This window comes from Algibacter lectus (assembly GCF_900112395.1).
In the GTDB taxonomy this organism is placed as follows: Bacteria; Bacteroidota; Bacteroidia; order Flavobacteriales; family Flavobacteriaceae; genus Algibacter; species Algibacter lectus.
Genome location: NZ_FOLN01000003.1, coordinates 99,267 through 113,379, shown reverse-complemented (window position 1 = coordinate 113,379; position 14,113 = coordinate 99,267). Strand labels below are relative to the sequence as shown.

General features: G+C 30.5%; 14 protein-coding genes. 10 read left to right on the top strand and 4 right to left on the bottom strand.

The features are described from left to right. The first annotated feature begins 117 nt into the window (after positions 1-117). From BM246_RS06325 to BM246_RS06295, 7 genes are all read left to right on the top strand, one after another. The gene (locus tag BM246_RS06325) at positions 118-963 is read left to right on the top strand and encodes a hypothetical protein (protein WP_139221860.1); all 846 of its coding nucleotides are present in this window, start codon (positions 118-120) and stop codon (positions 961-963) included. Positions 964-968: 5 nt separating this feature from the next. After that, positions 969-1,361, top strand: a complete 393-nt coding sequence (locus tag BM246_RS06320) for a hypothetical protein (RefSeq protein WP_074936578.1) — start codon at positions 969-971, stop codon at positions 1,359-1,361. A gap of 49 nt (positions 1,362-1,410) precedes the next feature. After that, on the top strand, positions 1,411-2,019 hold the full coding sequence (locus tag BM246_RS06315; protein WP_074936576.1) for a hypothetical protein: 609 nt from the start codon (positions 1,411-1,413) through the stop codon (positions 2,017-2,019). Between the two features lie 233 nt (positions 2,020-2,252). Further along, entirely contained in the window at positions 2,253-2,627 is a 375-nt protein-coding gene (gene rnpA, locus BM246_RS06310) for a ribonuclease P protein component (RefSeq protein ID WP_042496266.1), read from the top strand. Between the two features lie 11 nt (positions 2,628-2,638). Further along, on the top strand, positions 2,639-4,273 hold the full coding sequence (locus tag BM246_RS06305; protein ID WP_074936574.1) for a S41 family peptidase: 1,635 nt from the start codon (positions 2,639-2,641) through the stop codon (positions 4,271-4,273). A gap of 114 nt (positions 4,274-4,387) precedes the next feature. Beyond that, the gene (locus BM246_RS06300) at positions 4,388-5,266 is read left to right on the top strand and encodes an OmpA family protein (protein WP_074936572.1); all 879 of its coding nucleotides are present in this window, start codon (positions 4,388-4,390) and stop codon (positions 5,264-5,266) included. 6 nt (positions 5,267-5,272) lie between these two features. Beyond that, positions 5,273-6,679, top strand: coding sequence for a T9SS type B sorting domain-containing protein (locus tag BM246_RS06295; protein WP_042496270.1), 1,407 nt, complete (start codon positions 5,273-5,275; stop codon positions 6,677-6,679). Between the two features lie 5 nt (positions 6,680-6,684). Here the strand turns inward: BM246_RS06295 and BM246_RS06290 are convergent, their stop codons facing one another. From BM246_RS06290 to BM246_RS06280, 3 genes are read right to left on the bottom strand one after another with little or no spacing between them, the layout of a single operon-like run. Further along, positions 6,685-7,128: a GNAT family N-acetyltransferase gene (locus BM246_RS06290; protein WP_074936570.1), complete on the bottom strand. Its 444-nt coding sequence runs from the start codon at positions 7,126-7,128 to the stop codon at positions 6,685-6,687. Between the two features lie 36 nt (positions 7,129-7,164). Continuing rightward, positions 7,165-8,085 carry a cation diffusion facilitator family transporter gene (locus BM246_RS06285; RefSeq protein WP_042496274.1) on the bottom strand — a complete coding sequence of 307 codons (921 nt, stop codon included), beginning with the start codon at positions 8,083-8,085 and terminating at the stop codon, positions 7,165-7,167. A gap of 42 nt (positions 8,086-8,127) precedes the next feature. Beyond that, positions 8,128-8,562, bottom strand: a complete 435-nt coding sequence (locus BM246_RS06280; protein ID WP_042496276.1) for an RpiB/LacA/LacB family sugar-phosphate isomerase — start codon at positions 8,560-8,562, stop codon at positions 8,128-8,130. A 917-nt stretch (positions 8,563-9,479) separates the two neighbouring features. Here BM246_RS06280 and rnr point away from each other — a divergent pair. Then, the gene (gene rnr, locus BM246_RS06275) at positions 9,480-11,684 is read left to right on the top strand and encodes a ribonuclease R (RefSeq protein WP_074936568.1); all 2,205 of its coding nucleotides are present in this window, start codon (positions 9,480-9,482) and stop codon (positions 11,682-11,684) included. Between the two features lie 398 nt (positions 11,685-12,082). Here the strand turns inward: rnr and BM246_RS06270 are convergent, their stop codons facing one another. Then, positions 12,083-12,613 (bottom strand): sigma-70 family RNA polymerase sigma factor, encoded by a 531-nt coding sequence (locus BM246_RS06270; RefSeq protein WP_042496279.1) that lies wholly within the window; start codon positions 12,611-12,613, stop codon positions 12,083-12,085. 360 nt (positions 12,614-12,973) lie between these two features. On the opposite strand from BM246_RS06270, the gene BM246_RS06265 reads away from it, so the two are divergent. Beyond that, entirely contained in the window at positions 12,974-13,273 is a 300-nt protein-coding gene (locus tag BM246_RS06265) for a heavy metal-binding domain-containing protein (RefSeq protein WP_042496281.1), read from the top strand. A gap of 114 nt (positions 13,274-13,387) precedes the next feature. Then, on the top strand, positions 13,388-14,062 hold the full coding sequence (locus BM246_RS06260) for a head GIN domain-containing protein (protein ID WP_074936566.1): 675 nt from the start codon (positions 13,388-13,390) through the stop codon (positions 14,060-14,062). Positions 14,063-14,113 lie beyond the last annotated feature (51 nt).

Genomic DNA, 14,113 nt, shown 5'->3' with positions numbered 1-14,113 from the left:
TATTGATTTCACCAGAAAAAAGATATAAATTAGTAGGGTAAATACTTCATACACAATTCGTGCTAATTTTAATTTAACACAAGCTATTTACTTAAACCAATAAAGTTCCCTTAAAAAATGATGAAACCTCTTAAAATTTACGGTCTATTATTCATGGCCATGCTTTGTGTTTCTAGCTGCGTAAATTTAAAACATGTGAATACTTATTCTTCAGAATCGTTAACAGGCGTTCAATATTTTGAAACCTTAAACTATAGTTTTCAACAAAGTTGTTTAGATAAATGTTTTGAAGAAAAAATTAATGCTTTAGAATTTCTAGATCAAAATTGCAATTGTAAACAAGAAAAAGTGGCCGATAGCATTACCTTAAAAATTTACGCTTCTGTTTTTGGGTATTTTGATGGTTTAACAAATTTATCGGATAACGATTTAACATCTTACAAAACCGAGGCTTTATCAAACGCTTTATCCGAAGGTGATTTTGGCTCCATTACTATTAAAAAGGAACATGTAGAATCTTATACCAAAGTATCGCAACTTTTAATTCATGCCTTTACCGATTCATACAGAAAAAAGAAAATTAAAACATACGTTAAAGATGCTAATGCCTCTGTAAAATATTTAATTTCATTTCTAGATTTTAATATTTCATCTAATTTAAACGGAAAATTAGAAGTGAAAAAAAACAGACTGAAAGCCGATTATTTCGATTTAGTAAAAGATACCTCACTCTCTAATTTTGAAAAGCGAAATACCATAAAAGAATACTACAATAGTATTTTAGAAATTGAACAACAACAAGCTAAATTTACGGCATACTCAAAAACCTTATCGGCTATATCTGCTGGACACCAAAAGCTTTATGATGATATTGAGCATGTATCGTCAAAGGCTGTAAAACAAGAACTTTTACAGTCGGCTAGTGAAATTAAATCGATTATTTCTGAATTAAAAAAATTATAAAAACCATGGCAAAATTAACTTCAAAACAGGTGAATGAGCTGGCTAATTATTTTTTAGCATTAGCACAATCTATGGGTGATTATAGAATTTTAAACTTCGATAAGTTAACTAAACTTGAAAATAAAAAACTAAGAGAAACGCATAGAAAAACATTAGAGTATTCCGATGATTTATTCACCATGTCGGCCACCTTTGTTTTAGACGATGTAACGGCTTCTCTCGAAACCTTGGATGCGATTACCAAAAAAATTAATAAATCGTACAAGGGTTTACAAGATGTTCAAAAAGCCATCGACATATCTACACATGTTGTTACGCTAGGTGCTTCTATTTTCACTTTTAATACATTGGCTATTATTGATAGCTTAGATAACTTAAAAGCATCTATAAAGGCTTAATTAAAATTTAGAAATGAAAAATTATTAATAGTTGTACACAATATTAGATATGAACCAAAAGGTTGATAAAAAATTAAAAGAACTAGAAAAACTAGAATCAAAAATCATCTCACTAGGAAAGGAAATGCACAAAAACAAAACCTTTCCTATTGACCTTTTAGCTAATGCAGTTCTAGATCGAAGTTTAAAACTAATTTTTGGCTTTACTACTTTAATTAAAAACGAAAATTATATTGCTGCTTGTCATCTTGTTAGGTGTCATTTAGATAATATACTTCGTTTTTCTGGTGCTTGGTTAGTTGAAAACCCTCATGCATTTGCAACAGAAATAATTAACGGAAAACAAATGGACAAAATTAAAGATAGAGAGGGAAACTATCTAAAAGACTGGTATTTGAGAAATAAAATGAACGAAGAGTTTCCTTGGATAGAAAATGTTTATAAAGAAACATCAGGTTTTATACATTTAAGTGATAAGCATTTTTTTGCAGCAACAAAACTAATTGACAGTAAAGAAAATATTATTGAACTAAGCATAAGTAAAAAAGACATCATTATAAATGACAATTTGAGAATTGAAGCCATACATGGAATGATTGAGATAACAAAAATTCTATTTTCATACATTGAAGGTTGGATTTCGACAAAACAAAATTAAAGAAACGTAAAAAATATTGGTAAAATATTATATAAAAATAATGAGTAAGTTTTTTTTTTAAATAAAAAGCTCATACTTATTTTCTTATATATAATTTTCCTTCGGAAAATCCTCGGACTCAAACTACGCACTATTCTTAATGCATAACCATCAACACCCTCTAAAATATTTACTACAAACCACTTCACTCCGGTTTTTTTATTTCATTACCTTTGAGCAATAATAAAAAGACATTGAGTTTTACATACCCACAACAAGAAAAATTAAAAAGCAAAAAGCTAATTGAAAAGCTGTTTACCGAAGGAAAATCGGTTTCGGCATATCCGTTACGTATGGTTTATTTATCAACGCGTTTTAATGAAGATATTTTGGCAAAAACCGGAGTATCGGTAAGTAAACGAAACTTTAAAAAAGCCCCAGACAGAAACCGTATAAAGCGCTTGTTACGCGAAGCTTACAGATTAAATAAAGCCGAGTATTTTAACAATTTAACCGCTCAACATGCGTTTATGATTTTGTACATTGGCAAAGAAAAGCCCACATTTGTGCAGGTTGAAACTAAAATGAAACAAGTTTTCGAAAAGTTTTCAAATAAAATTTCAGAATAAAATTACTTTACATGAAACAATTCTTCAAAAAGAAAATAATAATTCCAGTTTTAGCTTGTTCGCTGTTTTTTACAACCACAGCTTTTAAAAACGATTTTTTTGAAATTGCAAAACAGCTAGAAATTTTTACCACACTATTTAAAGAACTCAACATGAATTATGTTGATGAAACCAACCCTGGCGACTTAATGGATATCGCTATAAAAAGCATGCTAGCTAGTTTGGATCCGTACACAAATTTTATGAACGAGCAAGATGTGGAAGCCGCTAGAATTAACAATACCGGCGATTACACAGGTATTGGTGCTAGAATAAAAACATTTAAAGATAAACTTGTTGTTGTTGAACCATACAAAGATTATCCTGCCGATAAAGCCGGTTTAAAAGCTGGAGACGAGATTATAAAAGTGGGTAATGTTTTAATTGAAACGTATAAAGATTACGCAGGTGATTTATTAAAAGGGGCTCCAAATTCTGAAGTTGAAGTCACTTACAATCGCCAAGGGAAAACCCAAACAGCAACCATAAAGCGTGCCGAAGTAGAAATAAAAGCCGTGCCTTATTTTTCAATGATAAACGAAAAAACAGGTTACATTGTTTTAAGTAAGTTTAATAAAAAAGCACACAAAGAAACCAATTATGCATTACGCGATTTAAAAGCCCAAGGTGCCGAAAAAATAATTTTAGATTTACGCGGCAATCCAGGTGGTTTATTAAACGAAGCTATTAAAATTGTTAATCTTTTTGTGCCAAAAGGCCAGCTGGTAGTAACTACAAAATCTAAGGTAAAACAATACAATAAAACCTATTACACACAAAGCGAACCTATTGATACAGAAATTCCGTTAGTCGTTTTAATTAACGGCAGAAGTGCATCGGCAAGTGAAATTGTTTCGGGTGCTTTGCAAGATTTAGATCGTGCCGTTGTGGTTGGATCTCGTAGTTTTGGAAAAGGATTAGTACAACGCCCAAAGTTATTAACATACGGTACACAAGTTAAAATTACCATTTCTAGATATTATACACCTTCTGGGCGCTGTATACAGGCTTTAGATTATTGGCATCGTGATGAAAACGGAGAAGCTGTACGTGTAAAACAAGAACAATACAATGCCTTTAAAACTAAAAACGGTCGTCAAGTCTTTGATGGTGGAGGTGTTTATCCAGATGTTTTAGTGGGGCAAAATAAAAAATCGCCGGTAGCTACTGCAATTGTTAATAACGATTTAATTTTTAACTACGCAACCAACTATTATTACTCACATAAAATTGATGATATTAACACTTTTGAATTATCGGATGCTGATTTTATAGACTTTAAAAAGTATTTAAAAACAAACAATTTTTCTTTTGAAACCGAAACTGAAAAAGCACTTAGTAAAGCTTTTGAAACTGCAACAAATGAAGAACTTAACGATAATATTGAAAAAGACTATAACACCTTAATGGCGAATTTAAAACAATCGAAATCTGATGTTATAGATGAAAATAAAGCTTTTTTAATGGAATCCTTAACTGAAGATATCGTGAAACAATACGCCTACCGAGAAGGCCTATTTGATTACTACAAAACTCACGATGCTAGAATTAAAAAAGCAACCGAAATTCTTAGTAATCCTTCAAAATATTCTGAGTATTTAGAGTAAATCTCAAGTGGATTTTACGTTAGTTTATTTGGTTTCAAAGTTGGCTAAGTTTACATTCATAGAGGTTAAAATCTCAAAAACTGTATATTTACAGCCCCAATAGCCTTTAAAACTATGTATAAATTTATTTTATCGATACTTTTCATTTTAACAACTGGTAGCACTTTTTCGCAAAGTGAACTAAGCCACGATGTTTATTTTGATACCGATAAATTTGATGTGCCTTCTACCGAAAAAAATAGGTTACTCCTTTTTATTTCAACCCTACAAGATATGGACATAGAATCCATTTCTATCTATGGTTTTTGTGATGATGTTGGTGCCGACACCTATAATTTAAAACTATCTCAAAACCGAGCTAATGCCATAAAATCTATTTTTTCAGATAATGAAATTAGCGAAGATTTAATTACTAATGTTGATGGTAAAGGTGAAATTTTACTCAAAATTATTGAAGACAATAACATTTTAAACATTAGAGGCTTAAATAGAAAAGTAGAAATTAATGTTAAACCAAAACCACCTGTTGTAGAAGAGGTTGTAATAGAGGACATTGTAGAAGTTGAAGAACCACCAAAACCTAAATTACCTAAAAATGCACCAGAAAAACTGCAGGGTAAACTAAATATTGGTGATAAAATTATACTAGATAATATTCTTTTTAAAACGGGTTATAGCACCATTTTACCTTCATCTAAAAAAACATTAGATACACTTGCTAAAATATTGGTAGCGCGTAAAAATCTTTATTTTACTATACAAGGCCACGTGTGTTGCACGCAACTTACTAGAGATGCTGTAGATAGAAAAACAAAAGAACGTAATTTATCGGAAACACGAGCTAAATTTGTTTACGACTATTTTGTAAAAAAAGGTGTAAATAAAAGACGCATGCGTTACATGGGTATGCGCCGTAAATTTCCGCTTGGTGGCGATCCAAAACTAGATAGACGTGTAGAGGTTTTAATAACGCACGTTGGTGATACAAACTAATATATTATGAACAGGAAAACCTATTTTTTATTTGTTTACCTGTGCATAGTTTGTAATTATATTCAATCTCAAAATACTTTTGTTCCAGATGATAATTTCGAACAGTTTTTAATAGATGCTGGTGCAGATTCTGGACCTTTAGATAATTTGGTTCCAACTGCGAATATTAGCAGTATAACCAATTTAGATCTAGAATCTCAAAATATAACGGACCTTACCGGAATTGAAGATTTTACAGCATTATCCATACTTAATTGCTCCGATAATAACTTATCGTCTTTATCAGTTATTAACAATGTAAACTTAACCGAGTTATACTGTAGTAACAATAGTATTACCAGCTTAGATGTAACATCACTTAGTGCTTTGAAAATATTTTGGTGTGCTAATAATCAACTTTCTAATCTCGATGTTACTCAAAACCTAAATTTAATTTCTTTGGTTTGCGATGCTAATTTTTTAAATTATTTAGATACTACCGAAAACGGAAAACTCACTGTATTATCTTCTGCTAATAATACATTATTAGATTTAAATGTAACCGAAAACAAGAATTTAAATTCTTTGTTAATAAACGGCAATAGGCTAGCAAACATAGACCTTACGGAGAATTCTATTTTAACTATTTTAGACTGTAGTTTCAACTTATTAACAACCTTAGATCTTTCATTTAATAGAAATATTAGAACAGTGACTTGCAATGATAATGCGCTCTCTACATTAGAAACTTCTAATAATGGTGATTTAGTGGCTTTAAACTGCAGTAATAATAACTTATGCATACTAAATATTAAAAACGGAAACAATAGCAGTTTAAACAGCTTAGATTTTAGTTTAAATACTAATCTAAACTGTGTTGTAGTAGATAATCCGGAAAATAGCTATACACATTGGGAACCAACAACGTTTACAAATTACGTAAATTCTACAGAAGCATGCAGCGTTACTATACCTGTTGATAGCCTCGAAAATTATATTGGCATTAGCTATACATTACCACAAATTACTAACGGAAAATATTTTACTCAAGCTAATGGAAACGGTCTAGAATTAAGACCTGGCGAAGTTATTAACAATACACAAACCATATTTATTTTTAATGAAACGATATGCGATAGTAATCAGTCGTTTTTTACAGTTACCATTATAAACGATGCTTTTTATATCCCTAAATATTTTACACCCAATAATGATGGTAATCACGATTTTTGGCAGATTTACGATACTTTAAATTTAGTAGATCGTATTTATGTGTTTAACAGACATGGCAAGCTACTAAAAAGCTTCGATACCAATTATGTAGGTTGGAATGGTGTTTACAATGGTCAGTTATTGCCTCCTACCGATTATTGGTATTTAGTGACATTAAAAACAAAAGAAACGCTAAAAGGGCATTTTACACTAAAACGGTAGTTGTTTTACTGTTTTATCATGGCAATATGCGGAATACCATCTTCTAAATAAGATGCTCCAATTTCAGAAAAACCTAAATTATTATAGAATTTTTTAAGATATACTTGTGCTGAAATTTTTATAACCGTTTGGCTAAAGTGTGTTTGTATCGCTTCCGCGGAAGCGTGCATAATATCGTAACCATATTTATGCTGTCTTTCATTTTTAGCCACTACTACCCTACCAATGCTTGATTCTTCGAAATAATCGCCTGGTTTAAAAATACGCGTATAAGCAACAATTTTGTCATTTTTGATTCCTAAAACATGCAATGCTTTTTGATCTTTACCATCAATATCTTGATAAACACAATCTTGTTCTACACCAAAAACTTCGCTACGTAATTGTAACAAACTATATAATTCTTGCTTTGTTAAAGCTTCGAAGGTTTTTACTTCAATATTAATCATAAATAAGGGTAAATGGAGTTATTAACAATTGGAGATTTAATCTTGTACTATTATGTCTTTAGAGTCGTTTTTATCAAATTCTGGCTGAATAGTAACATGGTTAATATCATGATTTTCATGTAAATAAGTTTCTATCCTACTTAAAATAGCATCGAACTCAGTTATTAACACATTTTCTTCTAAATCCAAATGCGCCTCTAAATGTAGCTCATTATCACTTAAATTCCAGATATGCACATGGTGCAATAATTTCACCTTTTCGAACTTATTAACATCACTAACTAGGCTATTAATATCAATATGTTCGGGTGTAAATAGCATCAACATTTTGGTAGAAGTCTTTAAAAGATCAAAACCCACCCAAATTAAGTACAAAGCTATCAGAAATGTTAATAAACTATCGACCCAAAAAAGCTGGTAATATTTCATTAACATACCACCAATAAATACGGCTACACTAGCCAGCATATCGGTTAATAGGTGAATATAAGCCGATTTGATATTAATATTATTACCGGCATCTTTTTTTAACAACAACACGCTAAAACCGTTACCAGCAATAGCTAACAGGGCTAAAACAATAACTAAGTTAGACTCGATAACCTGCGGATTTTGAAACCGCACTACTGCTTCTTTAATTAAAATAAAAGCAACAATTACTAATGTAGATGCATTGATAAAAGCTGCTAAAATTTCTGCTCGTTTATAACCAAACGTACGGTGTTCGGAGGCTTTCCTTTTAGATAATTTTGAAGCTAGATAACTTACTACTAGCGAAATAACATCGCTAAAATTATGAAGCGCATCACTCAATAAAGATAGACTACCAGAAATTAAACCACCAATAACTTGAGCTACCGTAATAACGATATTTAAGAGAATAGAAATCAATAGATTTTTATCCTTCATATCATGATGGTGATGCTGCGAATGATTATGCCCGTGGTTGTGGCTCATTTATTTTATTTCAACTGTAGTTTATTAAAAAGAAAACTCTTATTAACAAGATAAAGGTATTTTATCTATACGGTTTTGGTGACGTCCGCCTTCAAATTCTGTATTTAAAAATACATCTACCATTTCTATAACTTGCTGTACAGCAGTAAAACGCGCTGGAATACATAAAATATTAGCATTATTATGGCTACGTATTAAATGTACAATTTCTTTATTCCAGCATAATCCTGCTCTAATTTTTTGATGTTTATTAGCCGTCATAGCTACACCATTAGCACTACCACAAATTAAAATACCAAAAGTAGATTTCTCGTTTTCAACATCGTCTGCAACTGGATGTACAAAATCTGCATAATCCACACTATCGTTAACATCTGTACCGTGGTTAATAATAGTGATTCCTTTTGCTTCTAAATGCTTAATAATAGCAAATTTATACTCAGTTCCTGCGTGATCGTTTCCTATGGAGATTGTCATTATATATATATTAAAGTAAACTTAAACAAAGGTACTAAATAATGTACTGCTATTATATATTTGCAATGTGCTAACTATAGGTATACGTGCTAAATTTACGTTAAAAGCTATTAATACTTTACAAATCAATACCTTGTAAATACTAAGCTTAAAAAGTGCTAGGGTTATTAACAATTGTAATACTAATGTGTATTACTGTATTCATTACTTGTTAATAAGTGTTGATTAGTTTGTAAAAGAAAATCATTGAATATCCAATAATTTTTACAATCCATAACATTTAGGTAACATGCAAATAAGTTAGCGTAAATTTTTGGTTAAGTTATTAGCATTAAAAATGGTAGTTTTTAGAATTGTTAATATCGAGAGTTATTAAAAATTGTTGTTAATATGGTTTATTAACAATTGTTAATAGCATTTTTAAAAAGCTTTAAATTAAATGAGTTAGAGTGTTTAAAGCTGTTCATTTGTTATCAACAACATTCAATAAAATACAAATCAAAATAAAGCTTGTAAAAGTTATACCGCTATTCACAAGCTATAATAAGCACTATTATTTTTTTTAAATTTAAAAGAAAAACTGATTATATATATATATATGTGGATAACTCTAAAATTTAAGGAAAATTGAGTTTTTACTTAAAATAGGGAAAACGCTATATTTTACTTTTTATAAATATCTTTTTAAATTATTAATTCTATTTACTTTAAAAAATATAGTTATAATTAAACTATTTGTTGATAAGCTAAAAAACGTTCTAAAGCACTTAGTTTTCATTAATTTAACCTTTAGAAAATATCATTTAATATATAAATTGTAGCTTTGTATAAAATAAATAGCGCATCTTCTCCTAAAATTACGCTATTAGATAACAGAATTTCCATTATCTTAGGAAATCAAAATGATTACAAATTAAATGACAAGAAAGAAAAAAGGAAAATCCAAAAGTAAAGGGATTTCCAACCTATCAAATACAATCTTAAGTATATTAAAAAAAGAAAGAAACCAAACTTTTAACTACAAGCAAATAGCAGCAAAAATTGGTGTTAACGATGCGAGTAGCCGAAATCAAATTATAAAGAAACTTCGCGATTTACAAGGTAAAAAAGAAATTGAAGAAGTAGAGCGTGGTAAGTTTAAAGCCGTTATAAATGCGGAATACCACACCGGAATTTTAGATTTAGCAGCCAAAGGAAATGGCTATATTATTTGCGACGATTTTGAAGACGATGTATTTATTGCCTCAAACAATATTAATAAAGCTTTAAATGGTGACGAAGTAGAATTTTACGCTTACAAACGTAGAGTTCGTGGTAAAATGGAAGGTGAAATTACTAACATTATTAAACGTGCTAAAAGCGAATATGTTGGTGTAATTCAAATTCACGAAAAAAAGAATTTTGCTTTTGTAGTATGTGATAGCAATAAAATGTACAAAGATATTTTTGTACCAATAAATAAAATTAATAAAGCTGAAGATGGTGATAAAGTACTGGTTTCTCTAGAAGATTGGCCAGAAAAATCCGATTCTCCAAATGGAAAAGTTTTAAAAGTACTAGGTAAACCAGGCGAACATAATACCGAAATTCATGCTATTTTAGCAGAGTACGGGTTGCCAATGGAATTTCCTCATGAAGTAGAAGAGTTTGCGAACAATATTGATACTACAATAACTGAAGAAGAGATTTCTAAGCGTCGAGATATGCGTAAAGATTTAACTTTTACCATAGATCCAAAAGATGCCAAAGATTTCGATGATGCCTTATCTTTTGAGGTGTTAGACAACGGTTTATACGAAATAGGAATTCATATTGCCGATGTTTCACATTATTTACAAGAAGGTACCATTTTAGACGATGAGGCTTACGAGCGCGCTACATCGGTTTATTTAGTAGATAGGGTAGTTCCTATGCTTCCAGAGGTTTTATCGAATAACGCTTGTTCGCTGCGTCCACACGAAGAGAAATTAACATTCTCTGCAGTGTTTCAAATGAATGATAAATGTGAAATTAAAAACGAATGGTATGGCCGTACGGTAACGTATAGTGATGCACGTTTTGCTTACGAAGAGGCGCAAGCCATTATTGAAAGCAACACAAATAACATTCCTAAAGAAGTTTCGTTAACAGGAGAAGCTTACAAAGCCGATCAAAAAGTTGCCGATGCCATTTTAAAAATGGACGATTTAGCAAAATTAATGCGTGGTAAACGTATGACGTCTGGAGCTATTTCTTTTGATAAGGTAGAAGTAAAATTTGACTTAGACGAAAATGCAAACCCAGTAGGAGTCTTCTTTAAAACCAGTAAAGACGCTAATAAATTAATTGAAGAATTTATGTTATTAGCAAACCGAAAAGTATCGGAATTTGTTGGTAAAAAAGATCCTAAAAAGACCTTTGTTTACCGTACGCACGATGAGCCAGACGATAGCAAACTAGATAATTTACAGAATGTTGTGTCTAAATTTGGTTACAAATTAGATTTTAAAGATCGTAAATCTGTATCAGCATCGCTTAATAATTTACTTAAAGATGTTAACGGTAAAAAAGAACAAAACCTGGTCGATACTTTAACGATTAGAACCATGAGTAAAGCCGAATATACTACCAAAAATATTGGGCATTACGGTTTAGCTTTCGATTATTACAGTCACTTTACATCGCCAATTCGTCGATATCCAGATGTTATGGCGCATAGATTATTGCAGTTGTATTTAGACGGAGGAAAATCGGCAAATCAAGATGTTTACGAAGAAAAATGTCAGCATTCCAGCAACATGGAAGGTTTGGCAACTAGAGCCGAGCGCGATTCTATAAAATACATGCAAATTAAATTCATGCAAGATCATCAAGATGAAGAATTTGTTGGTGTTATTTCTGGAGTAACCGATTGGGGAATTTATGTAGAAATTATTTCTAATAAATGTGAAGGTATGGTAAGTGTTCGTGACATGAAAGACGATCATTACGCCTTCGATCAAGATACTTACAGTATGGTTGGTAGCAAAAATAAAATTTCTTACCAGCTTGGAGAAGAGATTATTGTGAGCGTTAAAAATGCAGATTTAGTTAAAAAACACTTAGATTTTCATTTAATAGGTAAGCCAGAAAATCAAGAATAAAATAAGTTGTGCATTACTCTAACCGCGCTTTTAAGGCGCAGTTAGAGTCGGGCTTTCACTACTCAATCTTTTTGTTTTTGAAAGAAAAAACAAAAAGGATTTCAAACAAACCGTTCAATCCCTAACGCACATATTTATTGCGTTTTTGGTTAATTGAATGGTTTTTTTTGTCCTTTTTTATCATTGCTTCAAAAAAACTTTTCGTTAAGTGATGTCTGCATACGTCGACATGACTATCAACATTTTATAAGTATTTGGATGAAATTTTAAAGAGGTATAACTAAATATTTCACCACATTTTTCTTGTTATTTTGAGGCTAGAAAAAATCACATAATCATACTTATTTCTTGTAAAAAAGCTTCGATTTGTCTTAATTTTTAAAGGTTTCGAGAAGTTATTAACAAGGATTACAAATGGTACAATCGGGCTCACCAATTAAGTTTCCTTTTTTATCCAATTCGTATTTACAACAGGCCTTAAAATTTGTTTTTAAAATTTCCTTAGATCTTTTTATTCTAGCTTTTACATTTTCTAGGCTTATATCTAGAGTACTCGCTACTTCTTTTTGTTTTAAGCCTTTAATGTAAACTAGTTCAATAACATCCTGATAAATTTTTGGTAAATCGGTTATAAAACGGTCAAAACAACATACGTCTTCATTAATATCTTGAGAAATTTCTTTGTTAGTATTTACTTCTTCACCTGCATAAAGAGCCTCTTTATTAAAGTGGTTTGTAATTTCATTTCTAGCAATCTGAAAAATCCAAGCTTTTACTTTTTCTTCATTTTTAAGTTTATCTAGATTTTTATGAATTTTTAAAAAGGTATTTTGGAAAATATCATTGGTATCGTTTTTATTTTTTACACGTTTAAGTATAAAAAAATAAAGTTCGTCGTTGAAAGTATTCCATATGTTTTGGGTTTCCATATTCAAAAATAAAAAAAGGTTAGTTTTAAAACTAACCTTATATTGGGTTTAACAACAGTTACATGTATCGCATTCGCATTTTTCGCAAAGGCATTTACTTTCTAAACAATTTGTACAGTTGCAATTAGTACAACTACAGTTTGTGCATTTACAATTATTCATAGCATTTAAATTTTATTATTCACTAAGTAGACTGGCGAAGGTTAAAAAAGATACATTTTTTATTCGATTTAATTCTTTTTTAACATTTTATTTCAATTAAAAATACTAAAGCTTGTTTTTAACACATATTTTCAAAAAATAGTAAATAACTGTAACTTTATTGCGGTTTTTTATACTTATAAACAAAACGATAAAGACATGATTTTAACAACAACAAACACTATTGAAGGACACAGCATTAAAAACTATTTAGGTGTTGTAAGTGGCGTAGATGTTAATATGCCAAAAACTACAATTTCGTTTAATATGGAAAAATATTACGAAAATTACGAGAATAAAATCAATGAAGTAAAGGAAGCAGCTTTTCAAAAACTGCATGCTAATGCTAACAAATTAGGCGCAAATGCCGTTGTTGGTATTGCGTTAGATATAGAAACGATGCCAAATTCGGGTATTATTATAGTCTCTATTACCGGTACAGCAGTTATGGTGGTTTAGTTATTGCTTAACTTGCCTAATGATAATGTTTTGCTAAAGTTTTACACTTCGGAATAATTATTGATAATTTTACATTTCATTATATCATTGAAATTAAAAAAATAAAATATACAGATGAAAACATTAGTTAAAATTTTAGTACTATGTATCACGACAACCTTATTTGCAAATAACGAAATAGATAAGGAAATTGGAGAATTTAAAACCTTGAAAGTTTACGATTTAATAGAGGTAGAGCTGGTAAAAGATAATGTTAACAAGGTTGAAATTACCGGTAGAAATGCTGAAGATGTTGTAATTGTTAATAAAAACGGGTTACTTAAAATAAAAATGAGTTTAAACGAAATTTTTGATGGCAACAACATTAAAATTAAACTGCATTATACAGCTTTAGATGTTATTGATGTTAACGAAGGATCTAAAGTGTTTTCTAACGATACCATCGAGCAATTCGAGATCGATTTAAGAGCGCAAGAGGGTGCATCTATCAAGATACCTTTAAAAGTGAGTTACGCGAATATTAAAGCTAATTCTGGCGGTATAGTAGAAGCGACTGGTACATCTACAAGTCAAAAAATATCATTGTACACAGGTGGTATTTACAATGGTGAAAATTTAAAAACAACCAAAACCGATGTGGCTATTAAAGCTGCAGGAGAAGCTCACGTAACAGCTACCGACGAGGTGGATGTAAATATTAGAGCTGGTGGTGATGTGTATATACACGGAAAACCAAAGAATGTTACCGAAAATAAAGCATTTGGCGGACGTGTGAAATATGTAGATTAAGATAATTTCTTTTTTTTAAATAGTATAAAATTCATGTGGTTAAAATTCTAA

Bases quoted from the DNA above. Each gene is read 5' to 3' on its own strand.
- BM246_RS06285 (WP_042496274.1), bottom strand. From the start codon at position 8,085: ATGAGCCACAACCACGGGCATAATCATTCGCAGCATCACCATCATGAT.
- BM246_RS06295 (WP_042496270.1), top strand. From the start codon at position 5,273: ATGAACAGGAAAACCTATTTTTTATTTGTTTACCTGTGCATAGTTTGT.
- BM246_RS06260 (WP_074936566.1), top strand. From the start codon at position 13,388: ATGAAAACATTAGTTAAAATTTTAGTACTATGTATCACGACAACCTTA.
- rnr (WP_074936568.1), top strand. From the start codon at position 9,480: ATGACAAGAAAGAAAAAAGGAAAATCCAAAAGTAAAGGGATTTCCAAC.
- BM246_RS06315 (WP_074936576.1), top strand. From the start codon at position 1,411: ATGAACCAAAAGGTTGATAAAAAATTAAAAGAACTAGAAAAACTAGAA.
- BM246_RS06325 (WP_139221860.1), top strand. From the start codon at position 118: ATGATGAAACCTCTTAAAATTTACGGTCTATTATTCATGGCCATGCTT.
- BM246_RS06305 (WP_074936574.1), top strand. From the start codon at position 2,639: ATGAAACAATTCTTCAAAAAGAAAATAATAATTCCAGTTTTAGCTTGT.
- BM246_RS06280 (WP_042496276.1), bottom strand. From the start codon at position 8,562: ATGACAATCTCCATAGGAAACGATCACGCAGGAACTGAGTATAAATTT.
- BM246_RS06300 (WP_074936572.1), top strand. From the start codon at position 4,388: ATGTATAAATTTATTTTATCGATACTTTTCATTTTAACAACTGGTAGC.
- BM246_RS06270 (WP_042496279.1), bottom strand. From the start codon at position 12,613: ATGGAAACCCAAAACATATGGAATACTTTCAACGACGAACTTTATTTT.
- BM246_RS06290 (WP_074936570.1), bottom strand. From the start codon at position 7,128: ATGATTAATATTGAAGTAAAAACCTTCGAAGCTTTAACAAAGCAAGAA.
- BM246_RS06320 (WP_074936578.1), top strand. From the start codon at position 969: ATGGCAAAATTAACTTCAAAACAGGTGAATGAGCTGGCTAATTATTTT.
- BM246_RS06265 (WP_042496281.1), top strand. From the start codon at position 12,974: ATGATTTTAACAACAACAAACACTATTGAAGGACACAGCATTAAAAAC.